21 protein-coding genes are annotated in these 20664 nt (G+C 60.0%); 10 read left to right on the top strand and 11 right to left on the bottom strand.

What is annotated here, in order from left to right; all coding sequences use genetic code 11:
- The first annotated feature begins 36 nt into the window (after window positions 1–36).
- The 5 genes from ASC90_RS15365 to ASC90_RS29405 all read left to right on the top strand — a co-directional run bounded on the left by ASC90_RS15365 (window position 37) and on the right by ASC90_RS29405 (window position 4274).
- Window positions 37–810, top strand: coding sequence for a GntR family transcriptional regulator (locus tag ASC90_RS15365; protein WP_056542047.1), 774 nt, complete (start codon window positions 37–39; stop codon window positions 808–810).
- Complete coding sequence (locus ASC90_RS15360; RefSeq protein ID WP_056542045.1) at window positions 807–1838, top strand: SIS domain-containing protein; 1032 nt, start codon at window positions 807–809, stop codon at window positions 1836–1838. Before ASC90_RS15365 ends, ASC90_RS15360 begins: the two co-directional genes overlap by 4 nt.
- A complete protein-coding gene (gene nagA / locus ASC90_RS15355; RefSeq protein ID WP_056542043.1) occupies window positions 1838–2989 on the top strand; it encodes an N-acetylglucosamine-6-phosphate deacetylase in 1152 nt (383 codons plus the stop codon). Before ASC90_RS15360 ends, nagA begins: the two co-directional genes overlap by 1 nt.
- 14 nt (window positions 2990–3003) lie before the next feature.
- Complete coding sequence (locus ASC90_RS15350; RefSeq protein ID WP_056542041.1) at window positions 3004–3732, top strand: SIS domain-containing protein; 729 nt, start codon at window positions 3004–3006, stop codon at window positions 3730–3732.
- Between the two features lie 389 nt (window positions 3733–4121).
- Entirely contained in the window at window positions 4122–4274 is a 153-nt protein-coding gene (locus ASC90_RS29405) for a hypothetical protein (protein WP_200950908.1), read from the top strand.
- Here the strand turns inward: ASC90_RS29405 and ASC90_RS15345 are convergent.
- Both ASC90_RS15345 and ASC90_RS15340 read right to left on the bottom strand, forming a co-directional pair.
- Entirely contained in the window at window positions 4271–4996 is a 726-nt protein-coding gene (locus ASC90_RS15345; RefSeq protein ID WP_056542040.1) for a beta-ketoacyl-ACP reductase, read from the bottom strand. The two genes, ASC90_RS29405 and ASC90_RS15345, sit on opposite strands and share 4 nt — an antisense overlap.
- A 66-nt stretch (window positions 4997–5062) precedes the next feature.
- Window positions 5063–6244 (bottom strand): acetyl-CoA C-acetyltransferase, encoded by a 1182-nt coding sequence (locus tag ASC90_RS15340; RefSeq protein WP_056542038.1) that lies wholly within the window; start codon window positions 6242–6244, stop codon window positions 5063–5065.
- Between the two features lie 236 nt (window positions 6245–6480).
- On the opposite strand from ASC90_RS15340, the gene phaR reads away from it, so the two are divergent.
- Window positions 6481–7053 carry a polyhydroxyalkanoate synthesis repressor PhaR gene (gene phaR, locus ASC90_RS15335; protein ID WP_056542037.1) on the top strand — a complete coding sequence of 191 codons (573 nt, stop codon included), beginning with the start codon at window positions 6481–6483 and terminating at the stop codon, window positions 7051–7053.
- A 2-nt stretch (window positions 7054–7055) separates the two neighbouring features.
- Here phaR and ASC90_RS15330 read toward each other — a convergent pair whose 3' ends face one another.
- From ASC90_RS15330 to mtgA, 4 genes are all read right to left on the bottom strand, one after another.
- The gene (locus ASC90_RS15330; RefSeq protein WP_056542035.1) at window positions 7056–7463 is read right to left on the bottom strand and encodes a hypothetical protein; all 408 of its coding nucleotides are present in this window, start codon (window positions 7461–7463) and stop codon (window positions 7056–7058) included.
- A 142-nt stretch (window positions 7464–7605) separates the two neighbouring features.
- Complete coding sequence (rpmF, locus tag ASC90_RS15325; protein WP_003543812.1) at window positions 7606–7791, bottom strand: 50S ribosomal protein L32; 186 nt, start codon at window positions 7789–7791, stop codon at window positions 7606–7608.
- Between the two features lie 156 nt (window positions 7792–7947).
- Window positions 7948–8595 carry a glutathione S-transferase family protein gene (locus ASC90_RS15320; protein ID WP_056542033.1) on the bottom strand — a complete coding sequence of 216 codons (648 nt, stop codon included), beginning with the start codon at window positions 8593–8595 and terminating at the stop codon, window positions 7948–7950.
- Window positions 8596–8703: 108 nt separating this feature from the next.
- Window positions 8704–9450 carry a monofunctional biosynthetic peptidoglycan transglycosylase gene (gene mtgA / locus ASC90_RS15315; RefSeq protein WP_200950907.1) on the bottom strand — a complete coding sequence of 249 codons (747 nt, stop codon included), beginning with the start codon at window positions 9448–9450 and terminating at the stop codon, window positions 8704–8706.
- Between the two features lie 135 nt (window positions 9451–9585).
- Between mtgA and ASC90_RS15310 the strand changes: the two genes are divergently transcribed.
- On the top strand, window positions 9586–10500 hold the full coding sequence (locus ASC90_RS15310) for a polyprenyl synthetase family protein (RefSeq protein WP_056542029.1): 915 nt from the start codon (window positions 9586–9588) through the stop codon (window positions 10498–10500).
- 81 nt (window positions 10501–10581) lie between these two features.
- Here ASC90_RS15310 and ispG read toward each other — a convergent pair whose 3' ends face one another.
- The 3 genes from ispG to ASC90_RS15295 all read right to left on the bottom strand — a co-directional run bounded on the left by ispG (window position 10582) and on the right by ASC90_RS15295 (window position 13984).
- Entirely contained in the window at window positions 10582–11832 is a 1251-nt protein-coding gene (ispG, locus tag ASC90_RS15305; RefSeq protein WP_056542027.1) for a flavodoxin-dependent (E)-4-hydroxy-3-methylbut-2-enyl-diphosphate synthase, read from the bottom strand.
- A gap of 96 nt (window positions 11833–11928) precedes the next feature.
- Window positions 11929–13122, bottom strand: a complete 1194-nt coding sequence (locus ASC90_RS15300; protein ID WP_056542026.1) for an MFS transporter — start codon at window positions 13120–13122, stop codon at window positions 11929–11931.
- Between the two features lie 58 nt (window positions 13123–13180).
- Complete coding sequence (locus ASC90_RS15295) at window positions 13181–13984, bottom strand: DeoR/GlpR family DNA-binding transcription regulator (protein WP_156392968.1); 804 nt, start codon at window positions 13982–13984, stop codon at window positions 13181–13183.
- A 219-nt stretch (window positions 13985–14203) separates the two neighbouring features.
- Between ASC90_RS15295 and ASC90_RS15290 the strand changes: the two genes are divergently transcribed.
- From ASC90_RS15290 to ASC90_RS15280, 3 genes are all read left to right on the top strand, one after another.
- On the top strand, window positions 14204–14977 hold the full coding sequence (locus ASC90_RS15290; protein ID WP_056542021.1) for an amino acid ABC transporter substrate-binding protein: 774 nt from the start codon (window positions 14204–14206) through the stop codon (window positions 14975–14977).
- Window positions 14978–15077: 100 nt separating this feature from the next.
- The gene (locus ASC90_RS15285; protein ID WP_056542019.1) at window positions 15078–15758 is read left to right on the top strand and encodes an amino acid ABC transporter permease; all 681 of its coding nucleotides are present in this window, start codon (window positions 15078–15080) and stop codon (window positions 15756–15758) included.
- Window positions 15755–16516 carry an amino acid ABC transporter ATP-binding protein gene (locus tag ASC90_RS15280; protein WP_056542016.1) on the top strand — a complete coding sequence of 254 codons (762 nt, stop codon included), beginning with the start codon at window positions 15755–15757 and terminating at the stop codon, window positions 16514–16516. The genes ASC90_RS15285 and ASC90_RS15280 overlap by 4 nt, the downstream gene beginning before the upstream one ends.
- 24 nt (window positions 16517–16540) lie before the next feature.
- On the opposite strand, the gene ASC90_RS15275 is transcribed toward ASC90_RS15280, so the two are convergent.
- Both ASC90_RS15275 and pyc read right to left on the bottom strand, forming a co-directional pair.
- Window positions 16541–17101 (bottom strand): NAD(P)H-dependent oxidoreductase, encoded by a 561-nt coding sequence (locus tag ASC90_RS15275; RefSeq protein ID WP_056542014.1) that lies wholly within the window; start codon window positions 17099–17101, stop codon window positions 16541–16543.
- Window positions 17102–17178: 77 nt separating this feature from the next.
- On the bottom strand, window positions 17179–20643 hold the full coding sequence (gene pyc / locus ASC90_RS15270; RefSeq protein ID WP_056542013.1) for a pyruvate carboxylase: 3465 nt from the start codon (window positions 20641–20643) through the stop codon (window positions 17179–17181).
- Window positions 20644–20664 lie beyond the last annotated feature (21 nt).

Here is a 20664-nt window from a genome sequence, read left to right as displayed (position 1 = left end):
TTGCGATTGGTTCTAAATAGGTTCTATTATCACGGCATGGATAGAACCAGTCTGATAGCCGAACTCAACAGTCGAGGGCTTCGCGACGAAGCATTGGCCGGACCGCTCTACAAGCGGCTGGCGCAGGCATTGACTGGTCTGATTCAGGAAGGCTTGCTGAAGCCTGGCACGGCGCTGCCCGGCGAGCGCGACCTTGCCGAAGCTCTACGGGTTGGCCGCGTCACGGTTCGCACCGCATACCGCGGGCTGATGAACGCGGGTACGCTTGAATCGCGACATGGGAGTGGCACGTTCGTTTCCAGCAAGGTCGAGAGGATGGAGCAATCGCTTTGGCGCCTCTCTTCCTTTTCGGCCGACATGCATTCCCGCGGTCGCGCGCCTGCTGCAAGAATTCTGGCGCGAACCGTCAATACGCCATCGCCCGACGAAGCGTTTCTGCTTGGCCTGGGTCTCGGCGAGCCGGTTCTTCGGCTGGACCGTCTGCGCCTTGCCGATGGCCTGCCACTGGCAATCGAGCGCGCGGTCGTGCCCGTCAAGTTCCTTGGAGAAAATTCCGGTGGCGAGGGCTCGCTCTACGAGGCATTGGCCGCAAGCGGCCATCGCCCCGTTCGTGCTCTTCAACGCCTGACAGCGGTCACACTCGATCCGTCGTCGGCTGCCGCGCTCGGCGTCAAGGCAGGTGCACCGGCACTTCTAATCGAACGCGTCTCCCGCCTGGAGGACCAACGCGTCGTTGAATATACCCGCTCGCACTACCGAGGCGATGCGTATGATTTTGTTGCAGAATTGAGAATTGGAGATGACCTATGAGTGAGAGCCAATCGCTGATGTTGCAGGAAGCCCAGCAGTCGCCGGAGGTTGTGGCAACGCTTCTTCAGAAGGAGCAACCGGTCTTTGACGAGATCGCCAAGCTGTTCGCTTCCGGTGCACCAAGCGTGGTGACAACAGCCGCACGCGGATCTTCGGACCACGCCGCAACCTTCTTCAAGTACCTCTTCGAGATCACCTGCGGCGTGCCCGTCGCATCGGTCGGCCCTTCGATCGCCTCGGTCTACGGCGCGCCGCTGCACCTCAAGGGCGGGATCCATTTCACCGTGTCGCAATCCGGCGCCAGCCCGGACATCGTTGCATTGCAGGACGCGGCCAAGCGTGGTGGCGCGACGACGATCGCCGTTGTCAATGTCACGGACAGCCCGCTCGCCAGGCAAGCGGACATCGTTCTCAACCTGAACGCGGGCGCCGAGAAGAGCGTGGCGGCAACCAAGTCGTTTATCGCCTCCGTCGCCGCTCTCTCCGGCGTCACTGCCGCCATCGGCGGCAAGCGCGATCTCCACGCCGCACTGGACAAACTTCCCGAAGCACTTCTGGCGACAAACGGCATCGACACAGCAGCAGCCGAGGATGTTCTCTTTAACGCCACCTCGCTTTACACTGCTGGTCGAGGCCCTGCCTTTGCCATTGCGCTCGAAGCAGCGCTGAAGGCGAAGGAAACGGCTGGCCTGCACGCCGAGGCGTTTTCCCTTGCGGAATTGATGCATGGCCCCATGCGCCTTGTTCAGCCGGGGTTTCCGATCGTCGCCTTCACGCCTGATGATCCGGCCTATGTCAACAACGTCCAGGCACTCGAGCGCTTGCAGAAGCTGGGCGCGACCACTGTGCCGTTCTCGACCCAGCCGCTGTCCGGTGCCAATCTGCGCGTGCCGAGCACAGGCAACGGGCTTCTCGACCCACTGGTATCGCTGCTTGTCTATTATCGCCTGATCGAGTCGGTCACCCGCCGCAAGGGTTTCGACCCGGACAAGCCGGCAAACCTGCTCAAGGTCACGGAGACGGTCTGATGACCAGGAAGATCTTCACCGGTGCGCGGATCTTCGACGGCCACCGTTTCCACGACGACAAGGCGCTCATCGTTTCGGATGGGCGCGTCGAGGCAATCCTTGCGAAGAATGATCTGCCGGCTGGCGAACAAGTCCATCTCGACGGCGGCATTCTGTCTGCAGGCTTTGTCGACGCGCAGGTAAACGGCGGCGGCGGACGCATGCTCAATGACGAGCCTTCCGTTGCCTCAATGCACATGATTGCCGAAGGCCACCGGCCCTATGGCACAACGGGCCTTTTGCCGACGCTGATCACCGACACCGCGCATGCAACAACTGCGGCCATCGAAGCAGCAACAGACGCCGTCAAGACAAACCGGGGCGTGGCGGGCCTGCATCTTGAAGGACCGCATCTGGCCCCGGCGCGCAAGGGAGCACACCTCGCCCAGCTCATGCGTCCCGTCGAAGACAGCGACGTACGAGCGCTGATCGCAGCAAGGCAGTCGATAGGTACGCTTCTCGTGACGATGGCTGCCGAGCAGGTCACCCCTCGCCAGGTGCGCGCGTTGAGCGAGGCAGGCGTCATCGTCAGCATCGGCCATTCCGACTGCTCGAGCGAGGCTGCGGAAGAGCGCTTCGACGCCGGTGCAAGGGGCGTGACGCATCTCTTCAATGCCATGAGCCAGCTTGGACACCGCGCGCCCGGTCTGGTAGGCGCAGCGATCGATCACCCCTCAGTCTGGTGCGGCATCATCGCCGACGGGCACCATGTCGACCCGAAGGCACTCCGAACGGCATTGCGGGCAAAGCGTGGCGAAGGCAAGTTGTTCTTCGTGACCGACGCGATGTCACTCGTCGGTTCCGATCGGGAGACCTTCACGTTGAACGGCCGGACAGTCCGCCGTGAGCGGGGCGGCTTCTGCTCCAAGCTGGTCCTTTCAGATGGCACGCTTGCCGGCTCCGATGTCGATATGGCTTCAACGATCCGTTATGGCGTCACCTATCTCGACCTTGCGCTTTCGGAAGCTCTCCGCATGGCATCACTTTACCCGGCACGCTTTCTGCGCCTCAAGAACCATGGCCATCTTTCCGCCGGTTCACGCGCGGATCTCGTCCACCTGACCGACGCAATCGAAGTCACGCGGACTTGGATCAGCGGCGAAGCAGCCTAGATCGAGGAAAAGCGATGACGGCAATCACCGACACTTATTTTGCCGACCTGATCCGGCGGCTTCAGACTTTGAAGACAGAGCTGGCGGACCCCATGGCCACAGCCGCCTCCGTGATTCTCGAGGCCGCGCGCAACGATAAGCGCGTCTATGTGTTCGGCACTGGCCACTCGCATATGCTGGCGGAAGAGGTTCACTATCGCGCCGGCGGCCTTGCCTTTGCCGTGCCGGTGCTGGTCGGTTCCGCCATGTTGCATGAGGGTGCGGTAATCAGTTCCGTATACGAGCGAACGGAGGGGCTGGTGCGGCCGGCCCTCGAGCGCTACGGCATGCAGCCAGCCGATGTCTTCATCATCGTTTCGAACTCCGGGGTAAACGCCGCTCCGGTGGAAGCGGCCGATTATGGCCACGAAGTCGGTGCGACGGTCATCGCCATCACGTCGGTCGCCTACTCAAGCGCAGTGGCCAACGGACGTCGCCGCCTTGCGGACATCGCTGACATCGTGCTCGACAACGGTCTTCCCCCCGGGGACGCATTGATCGATCTTGCCGGTACGGATTTGAAGGTCGGGCCAGCTTCGACGGCATTGGGCGCAACGGTGCTGAATGCCATTTTCGCCGAAGTTGCCTCCGAACTGGCAAAAACCGGTGATGCACCGATTTATCTCAGCGCCAACATGCCGGGCGCCGCCGCCGTGAACGAGCGCTTGGTGAAAAAATACCGACCGCGCAATCCACACCTCTGATAACGATTATCGGCGCCGCAAGTGCATATTGTCAACGCCACGGTGACAGTCGGTCGCCAAAGGCGGCCTACCGAAGCCGAGGGTCGAGGCGCATATTTCCTTCAGGAACAGCTAGGCGAAATGTTTCGTCGGCGCTTCGACGAGGAATGCATCCATGCTTCAGATAATCTCAAATTCCGCGGTCGCCATCCTAATTGCGGCTGCCTTTGCGACAACGACTCTCGCTGCGTTGCGCGATGAAAGTCAAACGATGCAAAAGGTGCCCGTCAGGGCACGGGCGGGACGCCATCCGAAGGTCGGAAGAACAGCCAAATAATTCCTTGAATCGGCCCAAATATCGACACCGGGCTGAACGACCAATGCACCATTGGGAATCCGGAGTTGGGACAATGACTAAAATCATCGGCGCGGCAGCACTTTTGACGATTGCGGCCGCTACCTATGCAGCATCCATAAACCCGTATGGCCCAGCCAACACGTCGCACGGCTATTCGCAACAGGTCGAGAGCCGTGACAACGGGCTGACAGCCTCCATCCGCTAAACGAGCAGCTGGCCGCCGTTTGCCGTCAGAGTCGAGCCGGTGATGAAACCGGCATCATCCGAGACGAGAAAGACGACGCAGCGCGCCACCTCTGTCGGTTCGCCAAGGCGACCGACTGGTATCTGCGGGATAATCCGCTCGCTGAGGACCTTCTCCGGAACCGCAAGAACCATTTCCGTGCCGATATAGCCCGGGCAGATCGCGTTGACGGTGATGTTCTTTGTCGCGCCCTCCTGAGCAAGCGCCTTGGTGAAGCCGAGGTCTCCCGCCTTCGCAGCCGAGTAGTTCGCCTGTCCCATCTGGCCTTTTTGGCCGTTGATCGATGAAATATTGACGACACGGCCGAAACTACGGTCGCGCATGCCGTTCCAGACCTGATGCGTCATGTTGAAGAGACCGGTGAGGTTGGTGTTGACCACCTCGTGCCATTGCTGCGGCGTCATTTTGTGGAACATGGCATCGCGCGTGATGCCGGCATTGTTGATGAGCACTTCAACCGGGCCGATTTCCGCCTCGACCTTGGCAATGCCTTCGCCGCAGGCCTCGTAATTGGATACGTCCCACTTGAACACCGGCACACCGCTTTCCTCATGGAAAGCCTTGGCCTTCTCGTCATTGCCGGCATAATTGGCGGCAACTCGATAGCCGGCGCTCTTCAGCGCCACGGAAATTGCGGCACCGATCCCGCGCGTTCCCCCGGTGACGACAGCCACTCTGCTCATGTTCCGCTCCCTTTGTAAGCCCCGCTATCCTGCGGGGACTTTATTGAGATATGAATTGTAGGCCATTTAAAAAGCTTCAAAGCACATCGCGACGCCCATGCCGCCGCCGATGCAGAGAGTCGCTAGTCCCTTCTTGGCTCCACGACGCTTCATCTCGAACAGAAGAGTATTCAGCACGCGGGCGCCGGATGCGCCAATCGGATGGCCGATCGCAATCGCGCCGCCGTTGACGTTGACGATCGCCGGATCCCACCCGAGATCCCTGTTGACGGCACAGGCCTGTGCCGCAAATGCTTCGTTGGCCTCGACGAGATCAAGATCGCCGACCGACCAGCCCGCCTTTTCCAGCGCCTTGCGCGAAGCCGGGATTGGACCTGTCCCCATTACCTGCGGATCAACGCCGGCGGTCGCCCACGAAACGATGCGGGCGAGCGGCTGGATTCCCCGGCGCGACGCCTCTGCTTCGGTCATGAGAACGGCAGCAGCGGCGCCGTCGTTCAAGCCAGATGCATTGGCAGCCGTGACTGTACCTTCCTTGTCGAAGGCAGGGCGAAGTTTCGCCATCGCATCGAGCGTCGCTCCGTGGCGGATATATTCGTCCGCATCCACCGTCACGTCGCCCTTCCGCGACTGGACGACATACGGAATGATCTCGTCAGCGAACCGCCCCGCCTTCTGGGCAGCTTCCGCCTTGTTTTGCGAGGAAACGGCAAACCGATCCTGTTCTTCGCGGGTAAGTTGCCACTGGCGCGCTATGTTTTCCGCTGTGACACCCATGTGATAGCCAAAGAAGGCGTCGGTGAGCCCATCCTTGATCATGGTGTCTATCATTTTCATGTCGCCCATTTTGACACCGCTGCGCAGATGCGCTGCGTGTGGTGCCATCGACATCGATTCCTGGCCGCCAGCGACGATGATCTTCGCGTCACCAAGCGCAATCTGCTGCATACCGAGAGCGACCGCGCGCAGGCCCGAACCACATAGCTGGTTGACGCCCCATGATGTCGCCTCCTTGGGTACGCCGGCCTTCATGGCTGCCTGCCGCGCCGGATTCTGGCCCTCGCCTGCCGCCAGAACCTGGCCGAGAATAACCTCATCCACTTCAGCGGCATCGACACCCGCACGCTCCAGCGCACCTTTTACGGCAGCCGCCCCGAGTTCGTGGGCGGGAACCGTGGCAAAAGCTCCGTTGAACGAACCGACAGCCGTGCGGCCTGCACCGGCGATGACGATGGACGAACTGGACATGCGGATCTCCTCATTAACTCCACCAGATGTAGAGTGAAACTGACAAAGCTTCGCTCTCAAGTCAAACGCCAAGAGTCGCCCAGCTATTTTCGTGATCGCTTACATTGAGACAAATTATGTCTACCGCGAAAGGAGTTGCCGCATCGCACAAAGAGATTGTCACTGGAGTTCTTTTGCGTCTACATTCGCAGGTGGAGGAACTTCAATAACAATCAGATGGGCTTCGGGAGACTGATATGGCGAAGAATGATGGTCAGATCGTAATCAAGAAATATGCCAATCGCCGCCTCTACAATACGGGCACCAGCACTTATGTGACTTTGGAAGACCTGGCGGAAATGGTGAAGAAGGGGGAGGATTTTACGGTCCAGGACGCCAAGAGCGGCGATGACATCACGCACTCGGTGCTGACGCAGATTATTTTCGAGCAGGAATCCAAGACGGGCAACACGCTTCTGCCGATCTCGTTCCTTCGCCAATTGATCACCTATTATGGTGACCAGATGCAGATGGTCGTTCCGAGCTACCTTGAACACTCCATGCGCGCATTCACCGAACAGCAGGCTCAGATGCGAGAGCAGGTGACCCGGGCCTTCGGCGAAACGCCGCTTACCAAGAATCTTCAATTGCCTCTGCAGATGGTCGAAGACCAGGTGCGTCGCAATACGGAGATGTTCCAACAGGCGATGCAGATGTTCTCGCCATTCATGGCGCCGCCCGCCAAGGAAAGCCGCAAGGCAGAAGCCAAGGACATCGACGAACTGAAAGAACAACTTCGCGCGCTTCAGAACAAACTCGATACTCTCTGAAACTACAGCCCGATCGAGACATCGCGCCCGGCGGTGCGGATGGAAACAGCAAAACCGCCAATCACATCGATGAGCGCAATCGTCATCAGGATGAAGAAAATCTGCGTTGCCGCGTCCTGGATAAGAAGAAACTCGATCAGGAACGCGATAAATACCAGCATGGAGAGCATATGGTTGGCGAGACTGCCACCGGCGTTCTGTGTCGCCCTCAATATTTCGAAGAACAGCACGACCAGCGCCACAACGATGAACAGATCGCCGAGCGACATGCTCCACATCGCGCCAGAAATCATCGAAAGAACAATAATATCGTTCTCAAGCGCCGGAAGCCCGCCGCCACCCATCAAACCCAAAATTGTCAGATTGTAGAGAATAAAAGGAATAATCATCAGCGGCATAGCATTGAACATATGACGGAGTCCCCCTCGGCTGAGAGAATACTGCCGTAAACCGCCATATCACTTCAAGAGCAGAACGATTTATTATCGCTGAAAAGCAAAAGGCCGGCACATGGCCGACCTCGCAAGTCCTGCTCAAGCAGAACGCACAAAATTATGCGCTTTCCTTCGGCGTAAGAACCTGACGGCCGCGATACATACCGGTCTTCAGATCGATATGGTGCGGGCGGCGCAGTTCGCCGGAGTTCTTGTCTTCAACGTATGTCGGAGCCTTCAGTGCGTCTGCGGAGCGGCGCATACCGCGCTTCGACGGGCTCGTTTTTCTCTTCGGTACAGCCATTTTTCTTACTCCACGTCACGGGCAAACACATCCAACGGCCAGACTGGCGGCCGAAACGACGTATCGCGATTTCGGAAATTTTGCGCGCTTATACATGCCTTGACGGGGCTTGACCAGTCCCCATGACTATTTTTTGAGATTCTGACAGTTCTACTCTCAAACCTCGTCTTCCTCGACAATCCACGGTTCGGCGCGCGCGGCGTCTTCCCACGTTTTCCATGCCGGATGCGCCTTCAGCGCAGCCATATAGCTCAGCGTGTCACCTGCTGTCACCAGGTCATAGGTATCGAACCGATTGACGACTGGCGCAAACATGGCGTCGGCGCCCGAAAAGGCTCCGAACAGAAACGGCCCACCGGAATGAGCACGCAGGTCACGCCAAATGGTTTCGATCCGTGCGACGTCGGCCATGACACCGTCGGCGAGCGGAATCTTGCCCTTCGGCCGCCGCATGTTCATTGGACAGGCGTTCCGCAATGCCTTGAAGCCCGCGACCATCTCCGTCGAAACTGCACGTGCAACCGCTCGCCTGCCCCGTTCCTTCGGCCAGAGGCCCGCCTCCGGAAAGAGTTCGGCGATATACTCGATGATAGCCAGTGATTGCCACACGCCAACGTTTCCATGCTGCAGCATCGGAACCTGGCCGGTTGGCGAGAACTCCTTGAACCGTGGATTGCCGTTGGCAAAATCAAACGGCACCAGCACCTCCTCGAAGGGAATGCCGGCTGCAGCCATGGCGATCCATGGCCGAAACGACCAGGACGAGTAGTTCTTGTTGCCGATATAGAGGGTGAGCTTGTCCAATGGGGCCTCCCGCGATTAGCGCCGAAACTGTTCACGGGCGGGTCTTGGTCCACACGTTCCAAACCAATGCCAGATGGCAGAGACCATAACCAACCAAATGTGCTGATATCAGTTATAAATGCACCCGACGTAATCGCCGGAATTGCGCGCGCGGCGCTCGATGACGGCGGCAAGTCGGCGTAGGCCACGGCCGGGTTTGCCGGCATTGCGGTCGATCGGATTCGGGAGCGACACTGCAAGCAGCGCTGCCTGTCGGCTTGTAAGCTTGGATGCCGGCACCTTGAAATGGTAGCGGGCCGCGGCCTCGACCCCATAGATGCCCGGCCCCCATTCCGCGATGTTGAGGTAGATTTCCATCAGGCGTCGCTTCGACCAGACAAAATCCGACGACACGGCGAGTGGCAATTCCAGCGCCTTGCGGACAAAGGAGCGACTGTTCCAGAGGAACAGGTTCTTTGCCGTCTGCATGGGGATCGTGCTGCCGCCGCGTGTGGATTGACCGCTGAGGGTATCCTCCACCAGCATGCGCATCTCGCCCCAGTCGACCCCGCCGTGAAAGCAAAACTGCCCATCTTCTGACATCATCACCGATTGCACCAGAACCGGCGAAATCTTGTCGATGGACACCCACTGCCTGTCATAGCCCTGCAGCAGCACGAGATCGCGGAGCATCAGCGTCGATATCGGGTGAATGAACGGTAGCAGGTAAACGAAGATCAGAACATAAGGGAGAATGGCAAGCGCTGCGATCGCAAGCACGATGCGCATCATGATCGGGCGACTCTTCAGCCAAAGAAACACGCGCCGGTGGGCCGGCATGGCTATGCTGTCCTCTCTATCCGGCGTGATATCCAATTTTCCCCGACCCAGTCTCGTTCCCTACTCTCCATACCGTCTGCAAACTCTCAATGCCATAGACAAAGGAAATCTTGCGTTTGTCATCGACAATTCCGTTGCAAGCGAAGGGGCGCCCATGCCAAACAGCGCAGCATGGATCCAAGCTTTGAAGCATTCGAAACGAGACTGTCCGCCAATGCGCGGGAGATCGAGACCCTTCTCGAGACGCTGCTTTCAGCGACCGTTCTGGATGACGAGATCGGCCGACCGGAGCAACTGCGCTCGGCGATGCATTATGCAGTCCTGAATGGTGGCAAGCGGTTGCGGCCGTTCCTGGTCGTTGAAACAGCGGCGTTGCTTGGTGGTGACGGGAAAGCGGCTTCGCGAGTCGGTGCAGCGCTCGAATGCGTTCACTGCTACTCGCTTGTTCACGACGACCTGCCCGCAATGGACGACGACGATCTGCGCCGCGGCAAACCGACGGTGCATATTGCCTTTAATGAAGCGACCGCGATCCTCGTTGGAGACAGCCTGCTGACCTACGCCTTCGACATCATCGCATCGCCGGAAACCACCCTTCCCGAGGCCGACAGGCTGGCGCTCGTTCTGGCGCTGGCTCGCGCTGCGGGCATCGGCGGCATGGCGGGAGGCCAGGCGCTCGATCTCGCCGCCGAAAGGCAGCAACCTGACGAACAGGGGATCACGACATTGCAAGCGATGAAGACAGGCGCGCTCATTCGCTTCGCCTGCGAGGCGGGCGCGATCATCGCCGGCGCTTCGCTGGCGGACCGCAAGCGGCTGCGCAGGTTCGGCGAAAGGATAGGTCTCGCCTTCCAACTCGCCGACGATATTCTCGACCTGACGTCGGATGCAGCCACGATGGGCAAGGCGACGGGCAAGGACGTAGGTCGCGGCAAAGGCACGCTGGTCGCGATGCACGGCTTGGCATGGGCGGAAGCAACACTCGCAGAGCAAGTCCGGGAGGCGGAAGCCCTTCTTGCGCCCTACGGCAAACGTGGAGCGGTCCTGACCGAAGCAGCCCGCTTCGTTGCCCATCGGAAAAGCTGAAAGCATCGCCGAAACAATCTCCCGGAAGGTCGCACCGCCTCCCCGTGCTGCCGAAAAATCTACCGGATTTGACGTCCGCGGTTATTCCGCAGCCGTCTTCTGACCAAACCGTTTTTCGATGTAGTCGGCCACGAGCCCCTCGAAATCAGAAGCGATATTTGGGCCGCGCAACGTCATTGCCTTCTTGCCATCGATGAAGATCGGAGCCGCCGGCGTCTCGCCGGTGCCGGGAAGCGAGATGCCGATATCGGCATGCTTGCTTTCACCGGGGCCGTTGACGATGCAGCCCATGACCGCAACGTTGAGCGCCTCAACACCCGGATACTTGTCGCGCCAGACCGGCATGTTCTTGCGCAGGTCGTTCTGAATGTTCTGCGCCAGTTCCTGGAAAACCGTCGACGTCGTGCGCCCGCAGCCGGGACAGGCGGCGACAACAGGCACGAACTGCCGGAAGCCCATGACCTGCAGCAGTTCCTGCGCCACCTGAACTTCGCGGGTACGATCGCCGTTCGGTTCAGGCGTCAGCGAAACCCGGATGGTATCGCCGATGCCATGCTGCAGGACATAGCCCATGGCGGCTGACGAAGCGACAATGCCCTTGCTCCCCATGCCGGCTTCGGTAAGGCCGAGATGTAGCGCATGATCCGAGCGCTGCGAGAGCATCGAATAGACAGCAATCAGGTCCTGAACCTGGCTGACCTTGGCAGACAGAATGATGCGGTTGCGCGGCAGGCCGATCTCTTCCGCCAGATTGGCAGAAATCAGCGCCGACTGCACGATCGCCTCGCGCGTTACCTGACGCGCAGAAAGCGGCGAACCGGCCTCCGCGTTCTGGTCCATAAGCGCCGTCAGCAAGTCCTGATCGAGCGAACCCCAGTTCACACCGATACGGACCGGCTTGTCGTAGCGGATCGCCATCTCGATGATCTCGGCGAACTGCTTGTCCTTCTTGTCCTTGAAGCCGACATTCCCGGGATTAATCCGGTATTTCGCCAATGCTTCGGCACAGGCCGGATGATCCGCAAGCAGCTTGTGACCGATGTAATGGAAGTCGCCGATAAGCGGCACGTCCATGCCGAGACGCAGCAGCCGTTCGCGGATTTTCGGCACGGCTGCGGCACTTTCGTCGCGGTCGACGGTGATGCGGACCAGCTCCGATCCCGCTTTGAAGAGCGCAGCCACCTGGGCGACCGTCCCATCAATATCGGCGGTATCGGTATTGGTCATCGACTGAACGACAACCGGCGCGCCACCGCCCACGATGACGCCACCGACATCAACGGCTACGGACGAACGGCGCGGTTCCGGATCAAAATCTGCGGCAGAAGACATGTAGAGTTCTTGAACCCCTTAAATTCGTGCTTTTCAGGTGGATCATGGTCGCTTTGTTGTCAACCGCCCTGGGCATCACTTTTGTTGGCTGCGGTTTCAGTGACCGCCGCCGGAGATGCCGTCGGCGTAGCGTGCGAGATTTGACAGCAGCAGAACCACCACCAGCAACAGTGGTAGCGCCATGAACACCACGCCGAATCCGATATGTTCCGCTACGAAGCCGATGGCGGATGGCGCCACCAACATACCGGAGTAACCCATCGTCGTCACCACCGACAGGCCGATGCCAGCCTTGAGCCCTGGAATGTTGCCTGCCGCCGAGAAAGCGATCGGCACCATGTTCGATATGCCGACACCGCAGAGAGCAAACCCGATGATTGCCACTTCGGCATCGGGCGCGAATGCGGCCAGCAGCATGCCGGCAATCGCAAATAGCGTGCAGATCCTGAGCGTCTTGACGCCGCCCAGCCGATCGCGAACGAGATCCCCAGCAAATCGCATGATCGCCATGGTTAGGGAGAAAGCTGCAAATCCGAAGCCGGAAAGCGCCACCGATGCGCCGAGCTCCTGGCGCAGATACAGGGCTCCCCAATCGAGCACCGCACCTTCGGGAACCATTGAGAACAGTGCCATCAGGCCAAGCAGCCACGGCAGCGGCACGAAAGGAAGACGGACCTTTTCCTTCTTCTCATCCGGATGCGGTGGATCGGCAAGGATCATGGTCCACGCGATGCCGAGGAAGATCACCGCCAGAACGGTCGCAACCTGGGCATGGCCCAGCACACCAAACTTCGCAATGACGAGACCACCGAGACCTGCCCCGATAAGGCCGCCCAGACTCCAGAAAGCGTGGCACGAGGACATGATCGCTCGCCGCATCGACTTCTCGACTGCGACGGCATTGGCGTTCATCGCCACGTCCATCGCACCGATGAAACCGCCAAAGAGAAATAGCGAGATCGCGCCGGTGACGACGTGGGTCGCAAGCGTGAGCGCCAGCAGGATTGGCAACAGGCAGACGGCGCTGACCTGCGCCACGCGTCGCGAACCATGGCGTGCGATCTGCGCACCCGCAATCGGCATCAGCGTCAATGATCCGATGCCGAACACCAGGATCATCAGGCCGAGCTCGAACTTGCTAAGCTGAAGTCGCTCGGCGAACTCAGGAATCTTCGGCGCCCAGCAACCGACGATGAAGCCGTTCATCAGGAAGAGCAACGAAACCGCCGTTCTGTTCCTGTTCACAAAGCCCGGCCTGGCGGCCTGCACCGCGTTCATTGGATTATCCATGTCTTGTCCCGATACCCTTGCCACCGAACTGTCATGCCCGGTTGCTCATTGAATTGAATCACGCCGCTTCACCAGCGACAATCGTTCTGCACCCGCGGTCGCGGTATTGCGCGAGCATCCCGGCGTCGGCATCGCGCTCGACGACCAGACACTCGCACTGCGCCATCGGAAGCACGGCATGCGGTGCCGCCGTTCCGAACTTCTCCGAGGTGACGGCGACAAGAACCTTCCGGCTTCTCGATGTTGCGAAGCGCTTGAACTCCGCGTCTTCAAACCCGAGCGTCGTCACCCCGGCCACGAGGTCAATTCCGCAGGCGCCAAGGATGCAAAGGTCGGGCGACAGCATTTCCATGTCGCGCATGGCCTTGGCGCCGAGCGATCCGCCAACCTGCCTGTCGACGAGGCCGCCTATCAGAATGACGTTGACAGCAGGCTTGTCGATCAGTGCCGCCGCAATCGCCGGCGCATTCGTGATCGCCGTCAGCGCCATGTCGGTGGGAAACGCCGCCGCAATCGCGAGGTTCGTGCTCCCCGCATCAAAGAAGACCGTCGAACCGACGGCAATCTGTGAGACCGCAGCCATCGCAAGCGCTTGCTTGCGATCACGCGCAACGCCCACGCGGTGAGAGAGGCTGCCGCTGGCAGAAGAGAAGGGCAATGCGCCACCGTAGACACGTTCGCATAGACCGGCTGCCGCCATCTCGCGAAGATCCCTGCGCACCGTGTCTTCGGATACGCCGAACTCGACTGCAAGCTCTGCCGCAAGGACTCGGCCATTCGCTTGCAGCTTTCGCGAAATCGCGCTCTGCCGTTCCTGCAACAGAAGTTCGTTCACGTTCATGCCGGTTTTGTCCGCGTTCATTGCAATTTGGTACAAACACGCATAAACAAACATGAACATGCACGCAAGCAGAACATGAAGCACGTTTTTTCACGTCGCGAAACAACACGCGCCGAATTCGTGATAATTGAGAAAAATATTCGCACCTGCCCATTTTCTTCGCAGTTTTCTACGCATCGCGTGACCGGCTTTTCTGCGATTTTCCCCGCATCGAACATCTGGTGAAATTGGATAGAAAAAATGAACCTCCTGAAGACCATCGCCGCTGCCGCACTGATCCAGGCCGCTGCCTTTCTCCCTGCGGTAGCCGGCGAGAATCTTGCGGCCATCAAATCGGCAGGCGTCCTGAAGATCGGCACGGAAGGAACCTATGCGCCATTCACCTACCACGATGCCAACGGCAAGCTGGTCGGCTTCGATGTCGAAATCGGCGAGGCGGTCGCTACCAAGCTCGGTGTCAAGCCGGAATTCATCGAGGGTAAATGGGACGGCCTTATCGCCGGCATTGATGCCAAGCGGTACGACACGGTGATCAACCAGGTCGGCATCACCGACGCGCGCAAGCAGAAGTACGATTTCTCCGAACCCTACATCGCATCCAAGGCCGTTCTGATCGTTCGCGACGGCGACGACAGCATCAAGAGCTTCACGGACCTGAAGGGCAAGAAATCGGCGCAGTCGCTCACCAGCAATTTCGGCAAGCTCGCCGAGCAGTCCGGCGCCGAACTCGTCGGCACCGACGGCTTCGACCAGTCTATCCAGCTGGTTCTCACCAAGCGCGCCGATGCGACCATCAACGACAGCCTGTCCTTCCTCGATTTCAAGAAGCACAAGCCGGACGCACCGGTGAAGATCGTCGCCCAGCAGGAAAATGCCGACTATTCCGGCATCATCGTCCGCAAGGGCGAGCCGGAACTCGTCGAAGCGATCAACAAGGCGCTGGCCGAGATCAAGGCGGACGGCACCTACCAGAAGATCTCCGACAAATACTTCGGCCAAGACGTTTCGAAGTAACCTACGACGACGGTTTCCCGTCGCCTCCACATCCTTTATACCTGCCTGAAAGCGTTCAGCGAAACCTCGCTGAACGCATCTTTCTTTAAGGGATACGTTCGTGCCGCACTGGCTTCAATTGATGGCGGAATCGCTCGCGCCGCTCCTCTGGGCCGGGCTGATCTTTACCATCCCGCTGACATTGCTCTCCTTCTCGCTGGGCCTCGTTCTCGGCTTGATCACCGCAATTGCGCGCCTCTTCGGAGCGGCACCGATCGCCGCGATTGCTCGCTTCTACGTCTGGGTCATCCGTGGCACGCCACTGCTGGTGCAACTCTTCGTCATCTTTTACGGGTTGCCGAGCATCGGCATCCTGCTCGATGCCTTTCCCGCAGCACTGATCGGCTTCACCCTGAACATCGGCGCCTATAGCTCCGAGATCATCCGTGCGGTGATTTCATCGGTGCCGAAGGGGCAGTGGGAGGCCGCCTATTCCATCGGCATGAGCTGGCGCCAGGCGATGAGCCGCACCATTCTGCCCCAAGCGGCTCGCGTTGCGGTGCCGCCGCTGTCCAACACTTTCATTTCCCTCGTCAAGGACACGTCGCTCGCCGCCGCCATTACCGTGCCTGAGCTTTTCCAGGCAGCACAGCGAATTGTCGCGACGACCTATGAGCCGCTGATCCTCTACATCGAGGCGGCATTGATATACCTTGCCCTGAGCTCCGTTCTTTCCACCCTGCAGGTGCGGCTTGAGCGTCGCTTTGCCCGCTATGGCGGCATGCTGGAGGCAAATGCATGATCGAGCTATTCGACATCGAAAAGCGCTTCGGCGATGCCGTCATCCTGAAGGATATCAGCATCCGCATCCCGGAAGGCAGCGTCACAGCACTGGTAGGCCCCTCCGGTGGCGGCAAGAGCACCCTGCTTCGCTGCATCAACCTGCTCGAAATCCCGACCGCCGGAACGATACGGCTTGGAGAGGAAAAGCTGACCTTTACGCCTGGGCAGAAAACCGGCTGGCAGGCGATCCAGAAGATCCGCCGACAGACAGGAATGGTGTTCCAGAACTTCCAGCTTTTCCCGCATCAGACGGCAATCGAAAACGTCATGGAGGGGCTCGTCACGGTGCTCCGGTGGCCGAAGGAAAAGGCCCGTGAGCGAGCCATGGAGTTGCTGACCAAGGTTGGCATGGCGCACAAGGCCGACGCCTGGCCTTCGACCCTATCGGGCGGGCAGCAGCAGCGCGTGGCGATTGCCCGCGCGCTTGCCCCTTCGCCACGCGTTCTTCTTTGCGACGAGCCGACGTCTGCACTCGATCCGGAATTGTCGGCAGAGGTCGTCGATGTTCTGGGACGCCTTGCCAGCGAGGGAACGACGATGGTCATGGCGACTCACGATCTCAGGCTCGCCTCGAAGATCGCAAATGATGTGGTGTTTCTGGAGGCCGGAAGCGTCGTCGAGACCGGCAGCGCCAAGAACATCTTCACCGCACCCGAGCGCGAGCGCACCAAGCGCTTCATCTCGACGATCAACGCCGCCCACACCTACGACATATAAGGATGGGCGGCGGCAGTCGTCGGTTTACGCCGAACGCGCGGCCTTCAGGACGTTGCCCCACCAGATCAATTGATCAAGCTGGTTCTTCGCTGCTTCCACGAGGTGCGCGTAGTCGGTCAACGTCTTGCCGTCCTTTAGGATGGAAAGATACTCCGGGAACGAGATGTGGATGCCGGTCTTGACCGAAACAGCGCTCATCTCGACGAAGATGAGCCGCAAGTGCTCGACTGCACGCGCTCCGCCGACGCCGCCATAACCGACGAAGGCGACCGGCTTATGGATGAACTCGCCGAGATCGATCGCGTTCTTTAGAACGGCAGTTGGAGCATGGTTGTACTCGGCGGCGGTAAAGACATAGCCGTCGAACTCGCGCAGCTTCTTCTTCCAGCGTTCGGCCGTTTCGTTTTCAGCGTCGGTGGCGCTCGCCTCGCCGAGAAAAGACATCGGGTAGTCCAGCAGATCGAGCACTTCGACCTCAAGCTCAGGGCGGCTTGCGGCGATCTCGGCGATCCACTTTGCGGGATGATCGGCAAAACGACGGATGCGCGTGCTTCCAATGATAACGGCAATTTTCAGCTTGCTCATACCCACCTTTTCTCCATTTAAAGGCACAAACAGAAAAGGGCGACCTTGCAGCCGCCCTTCCAATATCAAATGATCAATCAGCCTGCGTAGGTGACCAGGAGGTCCTTGGCGTCGATCTGGTCGCCGGCCTTGACGAGGACCTCGGCGATCGTGCCGTCCTTTTCCGCATGGATCGCCGTTTCCATCTTCATCGCTTCGATCGACACCAGCACGTCGCCGGCGCTGACCGGCTGGCCGGCGGAGACAAAGGCACGCGAGATGACGCCCGGCATCGGCGCACCGACATGCGCGGCATTGCCCGGCTCCGCCTTGCGGCGCGCAGCGGCACCGGTGGCGCCATGGGCGCGATCCGGAACCTTGATGCGGCGCGGCTGGCCGTTGAGCTCGAAGAACACCGTGACCATGCCCTGGCTGTCGGTGCCGCTCATAGCCTGGTTGACGATGACGAGCGTCTTGCCCTTCTCGATATCGGCAAACAGCTCGCCGCCATCGGGCAGGCCGTAGAAATAGGATGGCGTGGGCAGAACCGAGACCGGGCCGTAGGTATCCGACGCCAGCGCGAAGTCGGTGAACACCTTCGGGTACATCAGGTAGGAGGCAAATTCGAAGTCGTTGACCTCGCGCTCCAGCTTGGTCTCGATCGTCTTGCGCTCCGCATCCAGATCGGCATCCTCGAGCAGCGAGCCCGGACGAACCGTATAAGGTTCTTCGCCCTTGAGCGCCTTCTTCTGCAGCGCTTCCGGCCAACCGGACGGAGGCTGGCCGAGATCGCCCTTCAGCATCGAGACGACCGATTCCGGGAAGGAGACTTCCTTGTCCGGGCTGACGACATCGGCGACGGAAAGATCTTGGCTCACCATCATCAGCGCCATGTCGCCAACCACCTTGGACGACGGCGTTACCTTGACGATGTCGCCGAACATCTGGTTGGCATCGGCATAGGCCTGCGCCACCTTGTGCCAGCGGGTCTCAAGCCCGAGCGAACGGGCCTGTTCCTTGAGGTTGGTGAACTGGCCGCCCGGCATTTCGTGCAGGTAGACCTCAGAGGCGGGCCCCTTGAGGTCGCTTTCGAAGGCCGCATACTGGTTGCGCACCGCTTCCCAGTAGAAGGAGATGCGGCGGATCCATTCGGGATCGAGGCCCGGATCGCGCTCGGAGCCACGCAACGCCTCGACGATCGAACCGAGGCAAGGCTGCGAGGTGTTGCCCGACAGCGCATCCATCGCCGCATCCACGGCATCGACGCCGGCATCGACGGCCGCGAGAACCGTCGCGGCAGCAATGCCCGATGTGTCATGCGTGTGGAAATGGATCGGCAGGCTGGTTGCTTCGCGCAGCGCCTTGAATAGCACCGTGGCAGCAGCAGGCTTCAGGAGGCCGGCCATATCCTTCAGCGCGATGATATGCGCACCGGCCTTTTCGAGCTGCACGGCGAGGTCGGTATAGTACTTCAGATCGTACTTCGGACGCGCAGAATTCAAGATATCGCCGGTGTAGCAGATCGCCGCTTCGCAGAGCTTGTTCTCTTCGGCAACCGCGTCCATCGACACGCGCATGTTCTCGACCCAGTTCAGGCAGTCGAACACGCGGAACAGGTCGATGCCGCCCTGCGCAGCCTGGCGGACGAAGTATTTGACGACATTGTCGGGGTAGTTCTTGTAGCCGACGCCATTGGCGCCGCGCAGCAGCATCTGCAGCAGCAGGTTCGGTGCAGCCTCGCGAACCATCGACAGACGTTCCCACGGATCCTCCGTCAGGAAGCGCATCGACACGTCGAAGGTCGCGCCACCCCAGCATTCGAGCGAAAGGAGGTTCGGCAGCGCATGCGCATAGGTGCCGGCGATGCGGGCGATGTCATAGGTGCGCATGCGGGTGGCGAGAAGCGACTGATGGCCATCGCGCATCGTCGTGTCGGTCATCAGTACGCGCTTTTCGTTGCGCATCCACTCGCCGAATTTCTTCGGTCCGAGCGTATCGAGCAGCTGCTTGGTACCGTCCTTGATGCCGGAGCCGTTGGTGTAGGGCACGACGGGCTCGGCGGCATCCGCCGTCGGCTTAGGCCGGTCCTTGGCTTCGGGGTGGCCGTTGACCGTAACATCGGCCAGATAGGTGAGCAGCTTGGTCGCACGGTCCTGGCGCTTCACCTGCTGGAACAGTTCCGGCGTCGTATCGATAAAGCGGGTCGTGTAGCTGTTATCCCTAAACTTCGGATGCGTGATGATCGCTTCGAGGAAGGTCAGGTTTGTAGCGACGCCACGGATACGGAATTCGCGCAGCGCGCGGTCCATGCGGGCAATCGCTTCCGACGGGTTCGGCGCCCACGCCGTGACCTTCACCAGCAACGGATCGTAATAGCGGGTGATGATCGCACCCGAGTACGACGTGCCGCCATCGAGGCGGATACCGAAGCCGGACGCCGAGCGATATGCGGTGATGCGGCCGTAATCCGGGATGAAGTTGTGCTCAGGATCCTCGGTGGTGATACGGCACTGCAGCGCATGGCCGTTGAGCTTGATGTCTTCCTGCTTCGGAACGCCCGATTCCGGCGTGCCGATCGCAATGCCGTCAAGGATGTGGATCTGCGCCTTGACGATGTCGATGCCGGTGACGACTTCGGTGACCGTGTGCTCGACCTGGATGCGCGGATTGACCTCGATGAAGTAGAATTTGCCGGTATCGGCATCCATCAGATATTCAACAGTGCCGGCGCCGACATAGTTGGTCGCAGCCGCGATCTTCAGCGAATAGGCGGCCAGCTCCTGCCGCTGCGCTTCGCTGAGGTAGGGAGCCGGCGCACGCTCGACGACCTTCTGGTTGCGGCGCTGGATCGAGCAGTCACGCTCGAACAGATGCACGACATTGCCGTGCGTATCGCCAAGCACCTGACTTTCGACGTGGCGGGCACGTTCGACCAGCTTTTCGAGATAGACCTCATCCTTGCCGAAGGCGGCCATCGCCTCGCGCTTGGCTTCGGTGACTTCGCGGGCAAGGTCCTTGGGGTCGCGGATGGCGCGCATGCCGCGGCCACCGCCACCCCACGAGGCCTTCAGCATAACGGGATAGCCGATCTCTTCGGCCATACGGGCAACTTCAGCAGCATCATCAGGAAGAGGATTAGTTGCCGGCACCACAGGAACGCCGACCGAGATCGCCAGATTGCGAGCGGCCACCTTGTTGCCGAGCTGGCGCATCGTATCGCCGCGCGGGCCGATGAAGATTATGCCCGCTTCTTTACAGGCATCGACGAATTCGGGGCTTTCCGACAGCAGGCCATAGCCCGGATGAATCGCATCGGCGCCGGACAGCTTGGCGACGCGGATCACTTCCTCGATCGACAGGTAACTCTCGATCGGTCCGAGATCGCGGGCAAGATGTGGGCCGCGGCCGACTTGGTAGCTTTCGTCCGCCTTGAAGCGGTGCAGCGCCAGCTTGTCTTCCTCGGCCCATATCGCGACCGTTTTTATGCCCAGCTCGTTGGCTGCGCGAAACACGCGAATGGCAATTTCGGAACGGTTGGCGACAAGGATCTTAGAAATGGGCAATGCAGTCTCCTCACGGCATCG

This window comes from Rhizobium sp. Root1220, assembly GCF_001426265.1.
Taxonomy (GTDB): Bacteria; Pseudomonadota; Alphaproteobacteria; order Rhizobiales; family Rhizobiaceae; genus Rhizobium.
The sequence above is the reverse complement of the archived record's forward strand: the minus strand, read 5'-3'. Positions and strand labels throughout refer to the sequence as shown.